Source organism: Prosthecobacter sp., from assembly GCF_049294395.1.
Lineage (GTDB): Bacteria > Verrucomicrobiota > Verrucomicrobiia > Verrucomicrobiales > Verrucomicrobiaceae > Prosthecobacter.
Map to the genome: position 1 here is coordinate 1 of NZ_JBAQCR010000006.1, position 18,606 is coordinate 18,606.

19 protein-coding genes and 1 tRNA gene are annotated in these 18,606 nt (G+C 57.4%); 10 read left to right on the top strand and 10 right to left on the bottom strand.

The genetic code is table 11. The features are described 5' to 3' along the window. The coding region (locus WAW39_RS00625) for a hypothetical protein (RefSeq protein ID WP_422314710.1) at positions 1-939 on the bottom strand (939 nt) is incomplete at its 3' end. Then, positions 936-2,138: a magnesium transporter gene (locus WAW39_RS00630; RefSeq protein WP_422314712.1), complete on the bottom strand. Its 1,203-nt coding sequence runs from the start codon at positions 2,136-2,138 to the stop codon at positions 936-938. The genes WAW39_RS00625 and WAW39_RS00630, both read right to left, overlap by 4 nt. A gap of 93 nt (positions 2,139-2,231) precedes the next feature. Between WAW39_RS00630 and WAW39_RS00635 the strand changes: the two genes are divergently transcribed. Genes WAW39_RS00635 through WAW39_RS00645 form a run of 3 tightly spaced genes read left to right on the top strand, consistent with a single transcriptional unit; the run spans position 2,232 to position 4,004 of the window. Beyond that, complete coding sequence (locus WAW39_RS00635) at positions 2,232-3,221, top strand: rhomboid family intramembrane serine protease (protein WP_422314714.1); 990 nt, start codon at positions 2,232-2,234, stop codon at positions 3,219-3,221. A 16-nt stretch (positions 3,222-3,237) separates the two neighbouring features. Further along, positions 3,238-3,405, top strand: a complete 168-nt coding sequence (locus tag WAW39_RS00640; RefSeq protein ID WP_422314716.1) for a hypothetical protein — start codon at positions 3,238-3,240, stop codon at positions 3,403-3,405. A gap of 47 nt (positions 3,406-3,452) precedes the next feature. Further along, positions 3,453-4,004 carry a cob(I)yrinic acid a,c-diamide adenosyltransferase gene (locus WAW39_RS00645; protein WP_422314718.1) on the top strand — a complete coding sequence of 184 codons (552 nt, stop codon included), beginning with the start codon at positions 3,453-3,455 and terminating at the stop codon, positions 4,002-4,004. Positions 4,005-4,123: 119 nt separating this feature from the next. Here WAW39_RS00645 and WAW39_RS00650 read toward each other — a convergent pair whose 3' ends face one another. The 4 genes from WAW39_RS00650 to WAW39_RS00665 are packed head-to-tail and all read right to left on the bottom strand — an operon-like array spanning position 4,124 to position 9,205. Then, on the bottom strand, positions 4,124-5,623 hold the full coding sequence (locus WAW39_RS00650) for a DUF4340 domain-containing protein (protein WP_422314720.1): 1,500 nt from the start codon (positions 5,621-5,623) through the stop codon (positions 4,124-4,126). Positions 5,624-5,669: 46 nt separating this feature from the next. Beyond that, positions 5,670-7,625 carry a Gldg family protein gene (locus WAW39_RS00655; RefSeq protein ID WP_422314722.1) on the bottom strand — a complete coding sequence of 652 codons (1,956 nt, stop codon included), beginning with the start codon at positions 7,623-7,625 and terminating at the stop codon, positions 5,670-5,672. A 43-nt stretch (positions 7,626-7,668) separates the two neighbouring features. Next, complete coding sequence (locus WAW39_RS00660) at positions 7,669-8,427, bottom strand: ABC transporter permease (protein WP_397381769.1); 759 nt, start codon at positions 8,425-8,427, stop codon at positions 7,669-7,671. Between the two features lie 37 nt (positions 8,428-8,464). Further along, the gene (locus tag WAW39_RS00665; RefSeq protein ID WP_397381770.1) at positions 8,465-9,205 is read right to left on the bottom strand and encodes an ABC transporter ATP-binding protein; all 741 of its coding nucleotides are present in this window, start codon (positions 9,203-9,205) and stop codon (positions 8,465-8,467) included. Positions 9,206-9,447: 242 nt separating this feature from the next. Between WAW39_RS00665 and WAW39_RS00670 the strand changes: the two genes are divergently transcribed. Continuing rightward, positions 9,448-11,292, top strand: a complete 1,845-nt coding sequence (locus WAW39_RS00670; RefSeq protein WP_422314726.1) for a hypothetical protein — start codon at positions 9,448-9,450, stop codon at positions 11,290-11,292. A gap of 190 nt (positions 11,293-11,482) precedes the next feature. On the opposite strand, the gene WAW39_RS00675 is transcribed toward WAW39_RS00670, so the two are convergent. Next, positions 11,483-11,559 (bottom strand) — tRNA-Asp (locus tag WAW39_RS00675). A 76-nt stretch (positions 11,560-11,635) separates the two neighbouring features. Beyond that, positions 11,636-12,550 carry a hypothetical protein gene (locus WAW39_RS00680; protein ID WP_422314728.1) on the bottom strand — a complete coding sequence of 305 codons (915 nt, stop codon included), beginning with the start codon at positions 12,548-12,550 and terminating at the stop codon, positions 11,636-11,638. A gap of 159 nt (positions 12,551-12,709) precedes the next feature. Between WAW39_RS00680 and WAW39_RS00685 the strand changes: the two genes are divergently transcribed. Genes WAW39_RS00685 through rpmF form a run of 5 tightly spaced genes read left to right on the top strand, consistent with a single transcriptional unit; the run spans position 12,710 to position 15,091 of the window. Beyond that, positions 12,710-13,465 (top strand): pyridoxine 5'-phosphate synthase, encoded by a 756-nt coding sequence (locus tag WAW39_RS00685; protein WP_422314730.1) that lies wholly within the window; start codon positions 12,710-12,712, stop codon positions 13,463-13,465. Between the two features lie 6 nt (positions 13,466-13,471). Next, the gene (gene acpS, locus WAW39_RS00690) at positions 13,472-13,843 is read left to right on the top strand and encodes a holo-ACP synthase (RefSeq protein ID WP_422314732.1); all 372 of its coding nucleotides are present in this window, start codon (positions 13,472-13,474) and stop codon (positions 13,841-13,843) included. Positions 13,844-13,894: 51 nt separating this feature from the next. Beyond that, the gene (gene coaD, locus WAW39_RS00695) at positions 13,895-14,377 is read left to right on the top strand and encodes a pantetheine-phosphate adenylyltransferase (RefSeq protein ID WP_422314734.1); all 483 of its coding nucleotides are present in this window, start codon (positions 13,895-13,897) and stop codon (positions 14,375-14,377) included. An 18-nt stretch (positions 14,378-14,395) separates the two neighbouring features. After that, positions 14,396-14,875, top strand: a complete 480-nt coding sequence (locus WAW39_RS00700; RefSeq protein WP_422314736.1) for a YceD family protein — start codon at positions 14,396-14,398, stop codon at positions 14,873-14,875. Between the two features lie 27 nt (positions 14,876-14,902). Beyond that, a complete protein-coding gene (rpmF, locus tag WAW39_RS00705) occupies positions 14,903-15,091 on the top strand; it encodes a 50S ribosomal protein L32 (protein ID WP_300203639.1) in 189 nt (62 codons plus the stop codon). A gap of 97 nt (positions 15,092-15,188) precedes the next feature. On the opposite strand, the gene WAW39_RS00710 is transcribed toward rpmF, so the two are convergent. Both WAW39_RS00710 and mnmE read right to left on the bottom strand, forming a co-directional pair. Beyond that, entirely contained in the window at positions 15,189-16,073 is an 885-nt protein-coding gene (locus WAW39_RS00710) for a TIM barrel protein (protein WP_422314739.1), read from the bottom strand. Between the two features lie 27 nt (positions 16,074-16,100). Next, entirely contained in the window at positions 16,101-17,444 is a 1,344-nt protein-coding gene (gene mnmE, locus WAW39_RS00715; protein WP_422314741.1) for a tRNA uridine-5-carboxymethylaminomethyl(34) synthesis GTPase MnmE, read from the bottom strand. Positions 17,445-17,686: 242 nt separating this feature from the next. Here mnmE and WAW39_RS00720 point away from each other — a divergent pair. After that, the coding region (locus tag WAW39_RS00720; RefSeq protein ID WP_422314743.1) for an MraY family glycosyltransferase at positions 17,687-18,606 on the top strand (920 nt) is incomplete at its 3' end.

Consider the following 18,606-nt stretch of genomic DNA (forward strand, 5'->3'; position numbering starts at 1 on the left):
AACCTGCCCGAGCGCACGTTCATCGGTCTTTGCGAGGAAGTGGGCCGGCGGATGAGCAACGACAATCTGTGAAAGCGCCGAGCAGACTTCGAGCAAGCTCCGCCGAAGATCTGCAGCGTGCGCCGCCAGCTCGCGCTGCTCGCGTTCATATTGAGCACGACCTTCCACCGTTTCGATTTTCACCGGTTCATAGCCGAGAGAGCTCAGATCATAAGGGCTTGCCCGCATGTCGAGATCCCGGCCCTTGAGCGCCAGTTCAAAACACTTGCCGATCAAGTCGGAGCCGGTCCAGGGCCAGAGCTTGGAAGACCACTTGTACAAATCCATGTTCGCATGCAGGCAGGCGGCCTGCTCGAGATCAGGACGAGAATCGAGCGTGGGCTGCAGGACATTCAAGGGCCGTGCATCCGGAGTAAAAAAACGAAACGCATCATAGTGTGAGCAGCACACGGGAAGAGACTCCACAAAGACAGCCAGTTCATTCGGTGGCAGACGCAGTTCATAGCCTTGATGCCGCACCTGCTGCACCGACTGACGGTACACCATGGCCCACTCATGCAGCCCGAAGCAGGTGAACCTCCCTGCCCTGCCGAGGATGCGCGTGCAGAGCATGGCCACCCAGGCGGCGAATTCACGTTCCCGCTGCATGAAGCGCCTCGCGTCCACATGCAGCAGTCCCTTTTCACAAACGAACCGATCACTTTGCAACCAAGGGCATGCTTCGAGGTCAGCACTGGTGACTTCCAGCCCCACACCGTAAGACGGCACCCACTGCTTGAGCTTCGCCGGCGCAAAGCTGTAGTAGGTGAAGAGAAAATCATGTACCGGATGTTTCGTGTCTCGGCTGCGGCGGTCCACGAAAGCGTCAGCATGTGCAGCGACGCGCGCTGCATGCTCTTGCATGCGCTGCCTCCACTCTTCCCCGCTCCAAATGATCATGGCACCAGCAATGTCGCGAGTCCGAGAAAAGTGCCCATGCTGATCACATCCGTAGCAGTGGTGAGGAAGATGCTGGATGCGGTGGCAGGATCAGCGCCAAACTTTCTCAGCAGCAACGGAATCAACGCGCCGCTCAAGCCGCTGACGACGCAGCTGAAAGTCATCGCGACCCATACCACAAACGCCAGCATGAGCGCGTTGGGATTGTGATTCATGCGTGCATAGATCCCCATGCCGATGCCGGCGGAAATGCCAACGAGCATGCCATTGTACAAACCTAGCAAACCTTCCTTGATCACGAGGCGGCGTTCATCCCCCGGTTTCAGATCACCCAGAGTCATGCCGCGCAGGGTCACCGCAAGTGCCTGACATCCCGTGTTGCCGGACTGTCCGGCAAGCACGGGCAGGAACGCGGCGAGCAGCACGAGGCGACCGAGCGTCCCCTCAAACACCCCAACAACGGTCGCGGCGATGAAGCAAGTGACGAGATTGATCTGGAGCCATGGATGGCGGAAACGCAGGCTGCGCAACAGCGGTGTGGAGAGTCGCTCCTCCTTTTCCACCCCCACCATCGATCCGACCTGGGCGCTGATTTCGATGGCACGCGCCTCGAACAAGGTCTGCCCGCGCACCAAGCCCAGCAGGATGCCGTCTTTGCTGCATACAGGATAGACGGGATAGTGCTTGTTCACGACCAGCTTCATCGCCTCGGTTAGCTCCATGTTGGGATCGAGCTTGAAGGGATCCCGCACCATCACGTCTTTGAGCCTGGCATCCGGCTCGGCGAGCATTAGATCGCGCATCACCAGCAGGCCCAGCAGGCGCCCTTGTTCATCCGTGATATAACCGTAGGTGATAAAGGCCTTCTTCGCGAGCTTGCGCACTTCTTCAATGGTGTCGCGCGCGCTTGCGTCAGGGCGGAAGACTGCCACCGGCTCCTCCATCAGCCAGCCGACACTGTCTTCTGGATGTTCGCGGTTACTGGCCCACTGCCTGGCCTTTTGCAAAGGCACAAACGTCATGGCGGCAGTCCGCGGCTCTTCCTGCATTTCCTCAAGCACGTGCTGAGCCACCATGGGGTTCAGCTGCTGCAGCACCTTGGCGGCGTCTTCGCCAGAGGCTTGCTCCAGCAGATCAGCGGCGTCATGCGCCCCACTTTGAGATACGGCGTCGAGCAGGGATTCAGAAGACGATTTCATACTGTAAGAAAAGCGTAACCGAACCGTCGGCGCTTGTCATCGCCAACGCGAAAAAAACCTCGCACTAGGCGCGCAGACGGGCACATTCAGCCCATGTCCCTGTATGACCGCGACTACATGCGTGAAGGACCGCCACGTTCCGTTGCCGGAATGGTGCGGGATTTTACGGCATTCCACGTAATCCTTGGGATCAATATTGCGGTGTTCGTCATGCAGTTCGTCTTTGAGACCGGCTGGGTCCGGCACCCCCTGACGGGGGAGATGTACATGCCCCTGGGCGGCGTGAGCGTGCACGAACTGATGCGTGGCAATGTCTGGACGCTCTTCACCTACATGTTTGTGCATGGCAGTGTGGTGCACTTTGCCCTGAACATGATGATGCTGTGGTTCGCCGGGCGCGGGGTGCAGCACCTGTTTGGCAGCCGCCATTTCACCCTCATCTATATTTTCTCCGGCGTGGTGGGTGCCGCCACGGAGATGGCCGTGAATGGCTTTGTGACAGGTGACATGACCACACCGCTCGTGGGTGCCTCGGCGGCGGTTTTTGGATTGCTCATGGCTCTGGCCGTTGTGATGCCGGATGAAAAAATCACTGCGTTCATCTACTTCATCATTCCCGTGCAGCTGCGCCTTTGGACACTGGCCAAGGGCCTGTTCATCATCCAGCTGGTCTTTGGCCTGGCGGGCATCCTGTTTCATATCCTGCCCGAAGGGATGCAGATCGCTTACTTTGCGCACCTTGGCGGCGCGGCACTGGGCTGGTTTTACGCACGCAGCCTCGGCTATGGCGGCAGACCACTGACTTACGCCAGTCAGTGGCAGCCGACACAGTACCGACAGCCGCGCAAACCGGCCATGGCCCGTTCGCGTTCACGGCCGGCAAACGAACTCGAAATCGACACGGTTCCCCTGGCCTCACAGCGGCAGCTGGACTCGGTGGAAGCGTGGATGGAGGAGGTGGTGAATCCTCTGCTGGATAAAATGAACCTGCACGGGAAAGACAGCCTCACGGCGGAGGAGTTGCTCACTTTGGAACGAGCCAGCCGGGAAGTGGATCGCCGCCGGCAGGCCAAAGGTGGCTGAAACTGCACCACGTGCCATGCTTCCCACACGTTCCGCACGTCTGGCCGCCTTGCTCCTTTTGGCCCTGCTGTTTGGCTGGACGGTACGTTCCAGCCGCAAAGGAAAAACGACCAACCTTCCGCCACCAGCTCCCATCGCGGTCCCGCTTCAGGATACGCCACCCAGCAGCTTTCCTGACGAGTGATCGCTTTCAGCCGTCTTTTCCTCTTCTGAATTCGTAAGTCTCTTCCCATGTCCATCGCCACCCGCAAAGGAGACCAAGGCCAGACCGACCTGCTGTTTGGCTGTCGTCTCGCCAAATCCCATCCTCGAGTTCACGCCCTTGGTGCGGTGGATGAACTGAACGCCGCCCTCGGCCCCCTGCGCATCGCCGCTGCACGCGAGGAGACGCAGCAAATTGTACCCAAGGTGCAGCGCTGGCTCATTGAACTCATGGGAGAGCTGGCCACACCGCCTGGCGAAGAAAGCCGCTATGCAGCCACTCATCCCGATCGCATTTCCACCCCCAACGTCGACTGGCTGGATGAGTGGGTGGCAAAGCTGGAGGCTGGTGGCGCGCTCAAGTTCAAAGGTTGGGCGCTGCCCGGCGAAGCCGGTGTGATGAGCGGTGCCTATGCCGATCTCGCCCGCGTGGCCTGCCGCCGTGCCGAGCGCAACGTCATCGATCTGCAAGGCACAGCCGATCATGTGCCCAATGAAGAGATCATCCGCTTCCTCAACCGCTTGTCTGATGTGCTTTGGCTGCTGGCACGGTGGGAAGAGCAAGTGGCCTCTCCATCCTGAGGATGTGGAGACTTGTCTGACAACTTTGCATCAGCATGCTCAGCCATGAGGCTGGCAGGCAAAAAAAAACGGAGTGATGCATGGCATCACTCCGTGTTGGAACAGTCTGTTGCTTCAGCTTATTTCGGGGCGTTAGCCGCTGGCTTGGCAGGTTCTGCCGGCTTGTCAGGCGCTGGTTTGGCGGGCTCTGCCGGCTTATCAGGCGCTGGCTGGGCGGGTTTTGTGCCCGTGGCGGGGTTGGCATCAGGAGACGGGGCCGGCTTGAGTTCGGTCTTGGGAGCTGATGGCAGTGGCACCGCAGGCGTGGTCGCGCTGATGGGGGGGGTGGGATTCGCCGCTGGAACGGCGGGAGCCGCAGAGCTGCTTGAACCGGCTGGAGGCTGGACCATGTTCAGGCCGGGGATCATCTTCTTGATATCAGGCAGCCCTGACGGACTGGCATTGCCACCTGCGGCAGGAGGCTGCTGCTTTGCCGGCGCAGGGGCGGCGAGGATTTCAGAGCGCTTTTTCAGTAGACTGCTGACAGTGTATTCCGTGACCTCATAGACCCAGCCTTCGAATCTCTTCTCGTTGGCCAGTTTCTCTTCCAGCTTCTTCTTTTCTTCGGCGAAAGCTTCGTCGTTTTTCTTTTTGTCTTCAGGTTTTTCGTCCTTCACGGCGGCGCGCTCCTTGGGAAGGTCGGCACTGATGCTCATGGTGAGGTAGTATTTGTCTCCCTCACCCTGCCCAGCCTGTTTCACCACCTGGATGTTGTAGGTGAAGCCGTCAAAGGTGACCAGTTTAGCCTTCACGGCGTCCTTCATGGTGGCGACGGCTTTGTCTTTGCTGAGCACGTCATTGAAGGTGGAGCTGGAGAGCAAGGTGCCAAGTGAGACCTTGCCAGCGTCGATGCTTTCACCGGGCCCTGCTCCATCAAGAGTGAAATCTGCCTTGTCATCTGTGCGGGAGGCTTTCCAGGAGTCAGCCGGTTTTGCAGCGGTGATTTCGACAGATTTCAGCCTCTGCACATCAAAAAAGCCTTTCGCCAGCCAGGCGTCTGGCTTGGTCACCAGATCAGGCAGCTGGTCATTGATCTCCCAGATGGTGTCCTCTCCTTGGATGCGGATAAAGCGGTTGCCTTTAGGGCCGCCAAACATCTGCATCTGATCATTGTTGGACCCGCCGGAGCTGTTCACCTGCCCGCCCAGCACAAAGGAGTATTTCAGAGCATCCTTCTCGTCGAACAACTCGACGAGAGTGCCCGCGCCGGAGGCTGTGGCATTGCCGGGAGAATTCACCCCCACCTTGCCCCAGGAATCCTTGCCGATATGGCGGCCACCTTTGATCTTTTCATACTTGAGGCTCAGCAGCGCGGTCTGAAGCTTCTCTTTCTCCACGGGATATCCCGCACGCTCAAGGACGACCCAGGTGTCATTCTGGACAGCGAGGGTAGCCTCAGACTTGTCCTCCTTGATTCGGATTTTTTTGATGCCGTTGATGTCAAATTCCGGGAACAGCAGCTCCCGCAATTTCACGTTCATGGCGGAACGATTCAGACGCGAGTTGCGCTTGTTGGACTGAAAATAAGCGGTGCCAACGATGGCAACGAGTAAAACCAAAAGGATGACGATCTTCTTCATGGCGTTGAGGAAAAGAACAGTGCTTAAAACGGGTTTTGAATGAAAATCAGGCCGCCGCTGTGCGGGTACGGCGTTGCATGGCGAAAACAAGGCCCACCACGCCAACCAAAAGAGGCACGACGAGGACATTGAGGGTCTTGATCAGAGTCTTGCGGAACTCCACCTCCTTGTTGACCTCTTTACGGATGTTCCGAACCTCCTTGTCGATGGTCTTCGAATTTTTCTCCATCTCTTTGATGTTGTTCATGGTGCTCTGGTCCACGATCAACGCACCCTTCTTCAGGTCGAGCTGAGGCCGTGCTTTGCTGAGCTTTTCCGCCAGTGCCTGACGTTCCTTCTCCAACTCGATGAGCTGCGGGCGGTATTTTTCCTCAACCGTCTCACGCATTTCCTTCAGCTTGATGAAGGGGCGGACCGGAGACTTGCGATTGCGAACCTGGATGAGGTCACCACCGCCGACGAGCACTTCAATGGCGTTGAGCACCATGGGCAGGTTGCCGCCATTGGTGATGAGGCCGACTCCGAGTTCACCCTGCTTCAGGCAGAAGGCATCATAGAGCATGTCGGCATCCGAAAAGAGAATGACATTGCGCTCACTGTCTTTGGACTCTTTGAGCGAATTGTCTGCTTTCTTTTCTGGCGTCTTCGCCGCTGCTGCAGCTGCTCCTGGGGCGCTGGCATCCTGCTCGGGCCCGCCAGTCTCTTTGGATCCAGCCGCCGCTGCAGGCTTGCCATCGGGGAAGGCCGTCTTGAATTTGCCGGCGATGCGCACACCGAGCACCTGCTTTTTGCCGCTGGCGGTAAAGTTCACCATGGGTTCGCGGCGCAGCTTGTCAGCCGCTGCCGTGTCGATGAGTTCCGAAGCCTCGGAACTGGAGGCAAGCGTGATCACATCAAGCCCTTCCTTGCGATCAATGTTCAAGACTCCGGCGTTGATGAGGGTGAAGGCCTGCAGGCCGGAAGTCACACGGTCATCTTGATTGATGGCTTTGCCGGGGAGTTGCAGAGCCGTCGGCATGAGGCGTCCTTGAAGGTTGCCTTTGTAGTTCATGTCCGCCAACACCATGTCTTTCTGGTAGCCGATGCCCCAGGCTTTGAACAGGTTCGGCAGGTCAGAGGAAGTGTTGATCATGTTGCCCGGCTGGCCGGTCATCGGATTGGGCTGGCTGCTCATGGCCTGAGCGAGCAGGCTCTGCGGATCCACAAAGGCAACCACGTTGCCGCCACCGAGGAGGTATTGGTCGATGGCAAACTCTGCGGTCTTGGTGATGTCTGCCGGATGCACCACAAGAAGCACGGTGATGTCGCTGTCGATTTTATCAGTCGTCATTGGCACCTCACGCACCTCGTAGTCAGCCCGAAGCTGCTGGACGATCGCCCAGGCTTCTGGTCCGCGCTGCTGCTGGAACGGCATGGAAGGCACCCCGCCGATGGGCATGGCGCTCATGAGACCGATGACCGTCTTGGTGGGCTTGATGACCTTCGAGATCGCACGCGACACATCGTATTCGAATGCCGTGGCATCCTCAGGATTGAGGAAAGGCAGGACTTCTTTGCGGTCCAGACACTGGACGGTGAGGCCCAGATAAATCTGGTCGCCTTCCTGATTGACCTGCATGCCACGAATTTCGTCGTCCTTCGCCTTGTCTTCATCATCCGTGTCCGGATTTGGATGAATGACTTCCAGGGAAACGCTGCCGTTGCTTTGCTTCTCATATTCCAGCAGCAAGTCCTCAATGGAGCGTGCGTGAGGCTTGAGGATGTTCGGCATCACCCGGTCATCGTTCGTGGCATAGAATTTGATCGTCACCGGCTCGTCGACGTTGATCCGGCTAAGAATGTTTTTCGTGCCCTGCGAGAGGGTAAACAAACCGTCCTCGGTCAGGTCGAGGCGAAGATTGCCAAATCCCACCCCGCCAACGAGGAAGTTGAGGGCGAAAATGACAGCAATGATCAACAGTGTGGTGACGCCGGCTGCGGCGTTCTTGTTGGAAGCACTCATGATGAGAAAAAAGGTTGGTTAAAAAGGAAAGCTCGGCGGGAAATCAGGCACGCTTGGAGCGGAGACCCAGGTCGGTCACCAGCAGCGCCACAACGATGACCGAAACGAAGTAGAGCACGTCACGCAGGACGAAGATGCCCTTGGTCATTTCAAAGAAGTGATCCATGAAGCTGAAGTAGCTGATGAAACGCACGATTCCCTCCATCCCGTTCGGGACAGCGTTCACAACCGTCTGTGTCAGACCGGGATCGCCGATGAGGGCGATGACCAGACAGAAGGCGACGCTAATGATAAAGCACACGACCTGGCTGCGAGTAAAGGCGCTGATGGCCGAGGTCACCGCCAAGCATGCCATGGCATACAGGTAGCTGGCCACATAACCACTGATGATAGGGCCGCTGTCAGGATCGCCCAGATAGGACACGGTCCCAACGATCAGAAAGGTCAGGGCCAGACCAATGAGCCAGATCACTGCTGCCGCCAAAAACTTGCCCACAATGGCCTGCCATGGGGAGACCGGCATCGTCATGAGCAGTTCAATGGTTCCCAGGCGGTGCTCCTCTGACCACAGGCGCATGCCTACAGCAGGAGCCAGCACCGTGTAAATCCACGGATGCCAGACAAAGAAACGTGTGGCCAGTGAGACGTCGTCACTGTCCAGCAGGCGGGAGAAAAAGAACGTGAAGCCATTCGTCGCCAGCAGGAAGATGACGACGATGACATAAAACACGGGAGAGTTGAAGTAGGCCATAAACTCCCGCTTAAAGACGGCCAGAGTGTTTTGGATTGCTCGATTGCTCATGCGTTAGTTGGATTGGGGGTGAAAAAACTAAAAGATCTCAGGCTGCTTTTTTGACAGCTGTATCAGATTTGGTGATGCTGCGGAATACCTCGTCGAGCGTGTTCGCGCCGGGAACCAGCTTCTTGAGGCTTTCGGGCGTGCCGTCGGCAACCACCTTGCCACGATCAATGATGATGGCACGTGAGCAGGCCGCCTCGACTTCTTCCAGAATGTGCGTGGAAAAGATGATCGCCTTGTCCTTGCCCATGCGCTTGATCATGCTGCGCACTTCATGCTTCTGATTCGGATCAAGACCATCAGTGGGCTCGTCGAGAATGAGCACATCCGGGTCATGAATGATGCTTTGCGCGAAGCAGGTGCGGTGGCGGTAGCCTTTGGACAAGGTGTCCACGCTCTGATTGCGCACACTGTCGAGGAAGCACATGTCGAGGACACGGTCGATGGCCTTGGTTCGCGCCGCGCCATGCAGGCCGCGCAGTTCGGCGCAGAAGCCGAGGAAGCTGGCCACGGTCATGTCGGAATAGAGCGGCGCGTTTTCAGGGAGATAGCCGAGGCGCTGCTTGGCCAGCTCCGGCTCTTCAAGCATGTCGATCCCACAAAGATTCACGCTGCCACTGGTGGGCCTGAAATAGCCGGTGACCATGCGCATGGTGGTGGATTTACCGGCACCATTCGGCCCGAGAAAACCCAGGACTTCCCCTTTTTCCACGGAGAAGGAGACATCATCGACAGCCACTTTGGTGCCGAACACCTTGATGAGGTTCTTAACTTGGATCATAACGTCGTTGGATCGGTTGGTTGGGAGAACGGAACGCCACGGGGAGGCGGTTCTGGTTGTTCGCCCCCTCCGGACGTTCAATCGCGGAGTGCTGCTTTAGGAGGTACGAAGGGCTTTTCAACTGAATTCTCTCGGGTTGCGGGAGCCTTCAACGCCAAAATTGACAATCAGGTTGCAGAATAAATTTCAACGTGACGGCGCATCCAGCACACCTACATTCTGCGCCCCAGTCGCCAATCCTCATGCTTTGGAACCAAAACATTGATCCCACCAAAGATCTCACGCAAAAACCCTTCATTTTGTGGAGGCCTTTCATTGCCGCCTGGGAATGGCTGGTACCCCCGACCGTGGCGCATCGGGACCGGCAGTCGCCGCTGGCGCGCTGGATCGCCGCCTTTGTGATCCTGAGCATCTGCACCTCCCTGCTCATTCTCGGCATCGTCTATGCGCGACCGCTGAAAAACTCGTACAAAAACATGCGTGCGGGAAGCATGGTCAAGGAGGCGCGGCTGATGATGGAAAACGGCCAGGGCGTCAATGCGGTGATGAAGGCCCAGGAAGCTTACACGAAAGCCCCGGAGAGCGAGGAGGCCATCCGGCTGAACTTTGAGTATTTCACGATGATGAAGCGTGACACAGCTCTCTACTTTTATGACAAGCTGAAGAATCTAGACGTTCTAACCCCCGCCGACGAGCAGCTCCATGTGCGCTGCCTCCTGAACCTGGGAAAGCCCAAGGAGGCCGCCCAGGCGCTGGAACAACTGATGCGCGTGGAGAAGCCCAGTGAAGCGCTGATAAAGCTGGCCGAAGAAGTCTGGGGCCAGCGTGAACAGAACAAACAGCTGCTCAATGTGCTGCGCAGCTACACTCTGGCACATCCGGATGACAAGGAAGGGGCACTGCGGTTCGCCAAAGTGCAGCTGGCCTCCGGAAATTCGACTGAAGCAGGGCTGGGCATGGAAACACTTTGGAAGCTGGCCTCCGCAGATGACGCGATCGGTCTGCAAACCCTGGAGTACATCGACAGCCTGCCCAATTTGACGCCTGAAGACACCACACGGTTGATCGACCGCCTTAAAAACCATCCCAAAGCGGACGACAGTCACTACGTACATGCATTGAAGCGCGAAGTTCAGCAGTCCCCAGGACATAAAAAAGAGATCGTCATGGCTGCCACGGCCAAGTACCGGGACAAAAAGCGTGATGAATTGCTGCCGTTCATACGCTGGCTGGTGGAAGAAGGGGAATTCCGCCAGGTGCTTTCCGTCCTGCCTGAGGATGAAGCCAAAGCCCATCCGCGCCTGCTGGAGAACTATCTCAACGCCCTCACCATGTTGCAGCGTTTTGATGACTTGGAGCGACTGGTCAACGATCCCAAGATAGCAGAAGTGCTCGATCCTACGACGGTCGCAATGTTCCGTGCTCACCTGGCCTACATTTTGAAAAAGCCTGCCGAAGAACTCCGTTCCAAACTGATTACCGCCAAAGACGCCGCTCAGTTCAACGGGCGATATGATGCCCTGCTGCAAATCGCCAGATATGGCGAGGAACGAGGCCATTTTGACATCGCGGAGGATGCCTACCGCCTTGCCATCAAGGCGGCGAAGCGCGCCTCAGCTTCGCCCCGTATCGAACGCGATGCCTTCACCGGCCTGATTAAGGCGTGCCTGGCCAACCGCAGCACTGAATCTCTGATCCAGGCCTCTCAGGAGGCGGTGACACGCTGGCCGGATGACACCAATTTCGTCGAGAACTATCTCTACGTCAGCCTGCTGGCCGGCAAAAACATCGAACTCGCCCTGCGCAATGCCGTCAATTTGCTCAAAATTCAGCCTGCAGACAATCAGCGCAAACTCACCGTCGCCCTTGCTCGCTGGCGACTGAGAGACACTCAGCAGGCAGTACAAAATCTCCAATACATTGATCTCAATCCTCTCACTGAGGGACAACGTGCCGTTTTTGCAGCCATCGCCAACAGCGGTGGATTTCATGACGAAGCACTGGGGGTGATCAAAGCCATCAATCCCAAGGCCAGCATGCTGCCAGAGGAGCAACGCTGCTTTGAGAGCGTTTTAGTGAAAAAGTAAGGTCTCTCACAAGCATCAGCAGTCCACGCCATCCTCATCGGCTGATGGCAGGATGATGCATTAATCAGAAGCTTTTAAGGTTTTGAGCAGCTTCGAAATTCTCGGAGTTCATGGCCAGGTCTAGCCGGTGAAGACATCAGCAAAGAAAAAAGGCCGCCTGCAAAATGCAAGGCGGCCTATATAACCCAACTGGCGGAGCGGACGGGGCTCGAACCCGCGACCTCCAACGTGACAGGCTGGCGTTCTAACCAACTGAACTACCGCTCCTTTGCCGTTTGGGGTCGCGATAGTAAACGCTCATCGCATGCTGGCAAACGGAAACTTACATAGTTGTAAAAAATCATCACGGCACCTCTTCGCCTGAGCCGGTGTAATACCAGCCGACAACCTTGCCATTGAGCACCAGCGCCTGCGCTTCGGTTGGTTGCAGCCCAAACACTGTCTTCACATTGCAGCCCACTTTCACCGCCCAGCCTGGCTTGCCTTGGATCACGGTTGGCTGCGGGTCCTGCCAACTGGTGACATTCTCCGGCTTGATTTCGGTGATCTGCCCGCGCTTCATGCTGGCAATCAGCAGTGGATAACCGCTGGTGGAATCTCGAACCGGCTTGCCGTCAGCTTCCACTTCGCTGCTGGAAGGGCTGGCATCTGCCACCGATGCCTCGGGCTGACTCTGACGTTTGTTCGCGGCAATGGCCTTGAGCTCCTCCGCGCGTGTGATCTTCCACTTCTCATAGGACTCATTGAGCTGCGCCTTCAAGTCTGTGCCATCAACGGGCAATTGCGCACGTGCAGGCGAAGAGGCAGTCGGCGCGAGGGTGAGCACCCCGTTCTCTGCAGCCAGAGCATAGGCCTTGCCACCCGCGGCAATCTTGCTCGATCCCACGCTCATCTTGAACATCGCGTCCTGCATGAGCTTCACCTCCCGAGGAAAGGCGGACGCCGGAATCTTCAACCAGTTGCCGGTCAGTGCTTCGATGGGCTCAAATTTCGGGCCTGAGGAGACCGATTCAGACTTTGGCGCAGGGGCCTTTTCCACCGGCTTCTCCACCATGACAGGCTTCACAGGCGGGGGCGGACTCTCCTTGACAACCACAACGGGTTTTTCCTCCTCGGCTGGCTTGACAGGCAGAGCCTTGGGCTTCACGGGAGGATTGAGGCTTTTGAAAACCAGCTTCTTGCCGGGAGGCGCCCCGAAATAGTCGTATGCAAGAAAGGCACCGCCAATGATGAGGATAGTATAGAATAGAGATTTCATGGGAGTATTGATAGATAAATGCTCATGCGTCACCGCATGATACAGCGATTGAGTACTTCAATTTCTTGGGATCGCAGTTACATTTTTCTGCAAAGTTTGCGTCAAAAGACTCATAGACCGGAAGCTTGCGGGCGGGAAGGGCTGCGCTACATAGCCCTTATGCCCCAAACCAACCTGCTCCTTGGAGTTAATATCGACCATGTCGTGACCTTGCGTCAGGCACGTTACCGCGCCATGCCGGATTCCCCCAATGCGGAGCCTTCGGTCCTGGCTGCCGCCTTGGCAGCCGAGGTGGCGGGCGCTGATTCCATCACCGTGCATTTGCGGGCTGACCGCCGCCACATTCAGGACGCGGACGTGTATTTGCTCCGCAAAAGCATCGGCACCAAGCTGAACCTGGAAATGGGCAACACCCAGGAGATTTTGGACATTGCGCTCCAGGTACGCCCGGACTTCGTCTGCATGGTGCCGGAAAACAGGGAGGAGGTCACGACCGAAGGAGGCCTTGATGTGGCCGGTCAGCGTGACGCACTTCGCCGCACTGTGAAGGCGCTCAGCGACAACGGCACCCGAGTCAGCATGTTTGTTGATCCAGACCTCGAACAGATTCGAGCCAGTGCAGAAATCGGCGCGGCCATGATCGAACTCCACACCGGCACCTTTGCCAACCACACCGGCGCAGAACGCGACGCCGAGGTCGAGCGCCTCTGCGCCGCTGCGGAGTTGGGCCACGCCCTTGGCCTCCAGATCAATGCCGGACATGGCCTGACCACGAAAAACCTCCCTGCCCTGTGGCCCGTGCCCCACTTGGCGGAACTGAACATCGGCCATCACCTCGTTTCGCGCGCCGTTTTCATCGGCCTGCATGGTGCGGTGCGTGAGATGCTCGCCGTCATGGCGACCTATCGCAATTGATCCCACATGAAAGCCACCGGCATCGGCATTGATCTCGTGGAAGTGTCCCGTATCCGCGAGATGCTGGAGCGGCACGGCCAGCGCTTCAAAGAGCGCACCTTCACCGCTGGCGAAATCGCTTACTGTGATTCCTGCGCCGAGCCCGCCATGAATTACGCCGCACGTTTTGCCGCCAAAGAAGCGGTGGCCAAAGCACTTGGCACTGGCATATGGGCGGAAGGCGTGAATTGGACCGACATCGAGGTCGTGCGTGCAGCCAACGGCAAACCCTCCGTCCTCCTGCACGGCGCTGCCAAACAGCACGCCGGTGAAGCCACCTGCCTCGTCAGTCTCACTCATACACGCGAGCTGGCCATGGCGCAGGTGTTGCTCGCGTGAGCTTTTGCTTTTCACTCCCCTTCCCAGCCGCTACAATCGGCCTTCATCCACATGCGACGCGCGATCTATCCGGGCAGCTTTGACCCCATCACCAACGGCCACCTCGACGTCTTGCAGCGTGCAGCCGGTATTTTTGACAATCTCATCATTGCCGTTGCACGCGACAATGCCAAGGAGAGCCTCTTTACCGTCGAAGAACGTGTCGAACTCATCCGCAACGCCGCCGCCGAGATTCCAGGCATCGAGGTCATGCCCTTCGATGGTCTGCTGGTTAATTTCGCCCGCAAACATCAGGCCTGCGCCCTCGTGCGTGGTCTGCGCGCGGTGTCAGACTTTGAATTCGAGTTCCAACTTGCCCTCATGAACCGTAAATTAGAGCCCAATCTCGAAACACTCTTTCTCATGCCCCGCGAAGAATACACCTACATCAGCAGCCGGCTGGTCAAGGAAATCTGCCGGCTCGGCGGCCATATCGAGCAGTTCGTTCCGCCCAATGTCGTGGCAGCCCTCTGCAACAAATTACAAAAGGCCTGATTTTCCCCCAATCCCCTTATGCACCGTCCCTTTTTCATTGACCTTCGCACCCTGCCCGATGGCGGCAAGGACATCTCCGGGCAGGAACTGCCGGCTTTCTTTGACCTCGCCCCCAAAGACTCCATTCAGGCCATTTCCCCGTTGAAATATGACCTCCACGTCGAGCGTGACGGCAGCGAGCTTCTCATCAGCGGTAAGTTGGAGGCCACTTTCAGCCTGGAATGCGGCGCCTGCATGGAACGCTTCGACTACAAAGTCGATCTGCCCGACTACAATTCCGAAGTCGAGATTGCAAAGGATGAAACGATCAACTTGACGGATACGGTACGGGAAGATACTCTGCTTGCCCTTCCGAGCTACCCACGCTGCGATGCTGGCAATGTCCATCCTCGTCAGTGTCCCGCCGAAGGCAGGTTTGAACCGGTGCTGGAAACAGCTCCCGACGAGCCTCAAAGTGCGGGTCCGGGTGTATGGGAAGCTTTGAACAAGTTAAATTAGAAGAACAGACCCCACCTCGATACTCTCATGGCCAATCCGAAGCGCAGACAATCCAAGAGCCGCCAACGCATGCGTCAAGGCGCAAACCGCTGGAAGGCGCCCACCCTCAAGAGCTGCCCAGAATGCGGCACCTCAGTCCCTGGCCACGTCGCCTGCCCCTCCTGCGGATACTACCGCGGTCGTCAGGTGATCAGCAAGGTCGCTGGCGAAGCCTGATCCCATCTCGTTAATCTATTTCCAACCCCGCCGAGTTTCACTCGGCGGGGTTTTTTCGTTTGTTCTCACCTGGCAGCTTTTACAGGCTGCCTAGGAATCATACATCACACACCATCGCGGCGTGGCGCAGCGCCAGAATCGGATCGTCCCAGGTGGGGATGAATTCGTGAGCGACGAAGTCGTGGTAGCCGATTTCGAGCAGCGCCTGCATGACGGCGGGGTAGTTGATCTCCTGATGCTCGTCGAGCTCGCAGCGGCCAGGATTTCCAGCAGTGTGAACATGGCCGATGTAGTCCTGATGGAGACGCAAGCGGCGGATGATGTCTCCGTTCATGATGCTGACGTGGTAGATGTCGAAGAGCAGCTTGAAGTTGGGACTGCCGATGTTTTTGATAAGATCGACGCAAAAGTCCACGTCATCGCCGAAGTAGCCGGGGTGCCCCTTCATCGGATGGGAGCTGTCGCGGGAGTTCAGGTGCTCCAAAACCAGCGTGATGCCTTTCTTTTCGGCGAGCGGCAGCACATGCTTCCAGACATCGAGACATGAATGGATAGCCTTGTCGCGGTCCATTCCCTCAAACTTCATGCCCGTGAAGGTGATGACCTTTTTGCTGCCGACATCGGCGGCGAGGTTGATGGAATCGGTCAGCTTGGTGACGACCTCATCCCGGAATTCGGGATTGCATGGCCCTTTGGCGAAGCCGTGGCTTCCGACGAGTGAGATGTCAAGGCCGAGGGCCTTCACATCAGGGTAGTACTTGCTGTCGATGCCCTCCATGCCGACAAGGCCAATGTTCTTGCAGTGCTTGGCCAGAACCATCGTGTCCATGGGTTTGAAACACCAGCCCATGACGGTGTGCTTGATGCCGTGGTTTTTGATGACGTAGGCAGGATCAGCCGCCGCTTTATCGATGGATTGAGCGCTGAGACGTGAAGCAGCGGTGGCAGCAAGAGCTGAGGCGAAGAAATGACGACGGTTCATGGTTGGAGAAGTCAAACGGTGCCAGGATCACTTTCCTATGCAGAAGGTGGAGAAGATGACATCCAGGATGCGTTCGACATCGACCTGGCCAATGACGTCGCCAAGGGCCTGGAGCGCCTCACGAATCTCAAGGGCGATGAATTCGGGAGCCTCATTGTGTTCCAGAGCCGCCCTGGCGGCCAGGAGACGCTCGGCACTGCGTTCGAAGGCAGCCTTGTGCCGTGCATTAATGGCGATGGGATGATCCGCAGCGAGCGGCCCCGCAGTGGCAATGACATCGCGAATGGCATCGCGCAGCGGTTCCATGCCGTCACCTGTCAGACAGGACAGCGGGATGGCCCCAGGCTCGCCGTTCCAATCAGCATGAATGCCCAGATCGCTTTTGTTGAGGATGAGAATGCGGCGGCGGGCAACTTCGGGCGAGAGCGCCAGTCGGGACCCACTCGATGCACGACTGCCATCAACAACTTCAATCACGAGGTCGGCTCGTTCCAATTCACGCTCAGTTCGCTGAATGCCAACGCGTTCGATGTCGTCGCCGGCCTCACGCAGACCGGCGGTATCCACGAGGCGCAGCGGGATGCCATGAACCTGGATGATTTCTTCAATGGTGTCGCGGGTAGTTCCTGCGGTGGGACTGACGATGGCACGCTCAAACCCCAGCAGGACATTCAGCAGACTGCTTTTACCGACATTGGGAGCGCCTGAGATCACTGTCCGTGCACCATGCCGCAGGATGCGCCCCTGCTCGGAAGTGGCGATGAGTTTTTGCGCGCGCCCAAGCACGGCATCGATACGACGCAGCAGATCGGCCCCCGTTTCGGGCGAGATGTCTTCCTCTGGAAAATCGATGTAGGCCTCGATATGGGCGAGCACCGGAATGATCTCCTGCTGCATGGCTGTAGCTTCACGGCCGATAGCACCGCCAAGCTGCTCATTGGCAGCACGGAGGGCGAGCGTGCTTTGCGCATGAATCAAATCCATCACGGCCTCGGCTTGCGTAAGGTCCATTTTGCCGTTCAAAAAGGCACGCTGGGTAAACTCACCGGGATCAGCGGCTCGCGCCCCACACGCAAGCCAACGGTCCAGAACACGCTGGGTGACAAGAACGCCACCGTGGCCATGGAATTCGATGACGTCTTCACCCGTGTAACTTGCGGGCCCCTTGAAGTAGAGCAGCAATCCATGATCCAGATCACCTCCGTCTGCGTCCACAATGGGAGCGAGATGCGCCATTCTTGGCATGACCTTCACTGGCAATCGGGCGACCCGGGCAGCGATTTGCAGCGCCTGCGGGCCGGAAACGCGCACCACACTGATTGCAGCCTCTCCCAAGGCGGTGGAAATGGCGGCGATAGTGTCGTTAAGCATTGGCGATGGTGAGGGGTGCGCGGCAGAAGTTCAAGAAGCGTTCCAGGAAGTTGCAACAAAAGACTTCTTCAACGCTGAAGTCTTGATCCCTGATTGGGCAACGCTTATGCTGGCCGCTTTCCAACTAGAATCTCCAGTCACGCATGTTTGAACCTGCCATTCAATACACCGCCATGGGCCCATGGGCTCCGCGGCATGTTTCATGGCTGGAAATGGCCTGTTATTTTGGCGGTGCCTTGCTGGTGGCCTCGCTTGGCACATGGTGGATATTGCATCGTGGTGGACAAATCGGGCTGGATGAACCAGACACCCGCCGCAAACTGCATGAGAAGGCGATCTCGCGACTCGGTGGTGCCCCCATTTTCCTGGCCGTGGGTCTGGCCTCGCTGGTGGCAGGCTACATTGGCGGACTTGGCTGGACTCGCTGGCTGCCGGTGGCGATTTGCAATGCCTTGATTTTCAGCGTGGGCTTCGTGGACGATCTTAAACCTCTAGGCGCCAAAGTGAAGCTGATTGGCCAGATCGGTACGGCGTTGATTTTGTATTCCCTGGGGGTTTCGATCGACATTCTCAGCAATCCGTTCGGAGAGGGGTCAGTTTCTCTGGGATGGTGGAGCCTGCCTTTGACACTGCTCTGGCTGGTGAGCATCCCCAACATCGTCAACCTCATCGACGGAATGGACGGGCTGGCGGGCGGCTTCGGCCTGTTTCTTAGCCTGACCCTGGCATTTCTGGGCTATTACAGCGGCCAGCCCGACGTCCTGGTTGTCTCGCTGGCAATGGCCGGCGCACTGGGAGGATTTTTGATTTTTAATCTTCCTCCTGCCAGGATATTCCTGGGTGATGGAGGAGCTTATTTGATCGGTTTTTTTATCGCCTCAGTCTCCCTCTTCACTTCGAACAAAGGATCGATCATCGGCGCGCTGCTGGTCATCATTATTGCCCTGGGGGTGCCGATTTTGGACACCCTGTTTGCCATCATTCGAAGAGCCATCCGGGGAGTTTCCATCTTCAACGCGGATGCTGAACACATCCATCATCGGCTGATTCTGCTTGGCTACAGCAAGGGTGGTGCGCTTGCCGCCATGTATGCCGTCTGTCTCGCTCTGAGCTTGGTGGGATTGAGCATTTTGATGATCAAGGGCATCGCGCTGCCAATGGT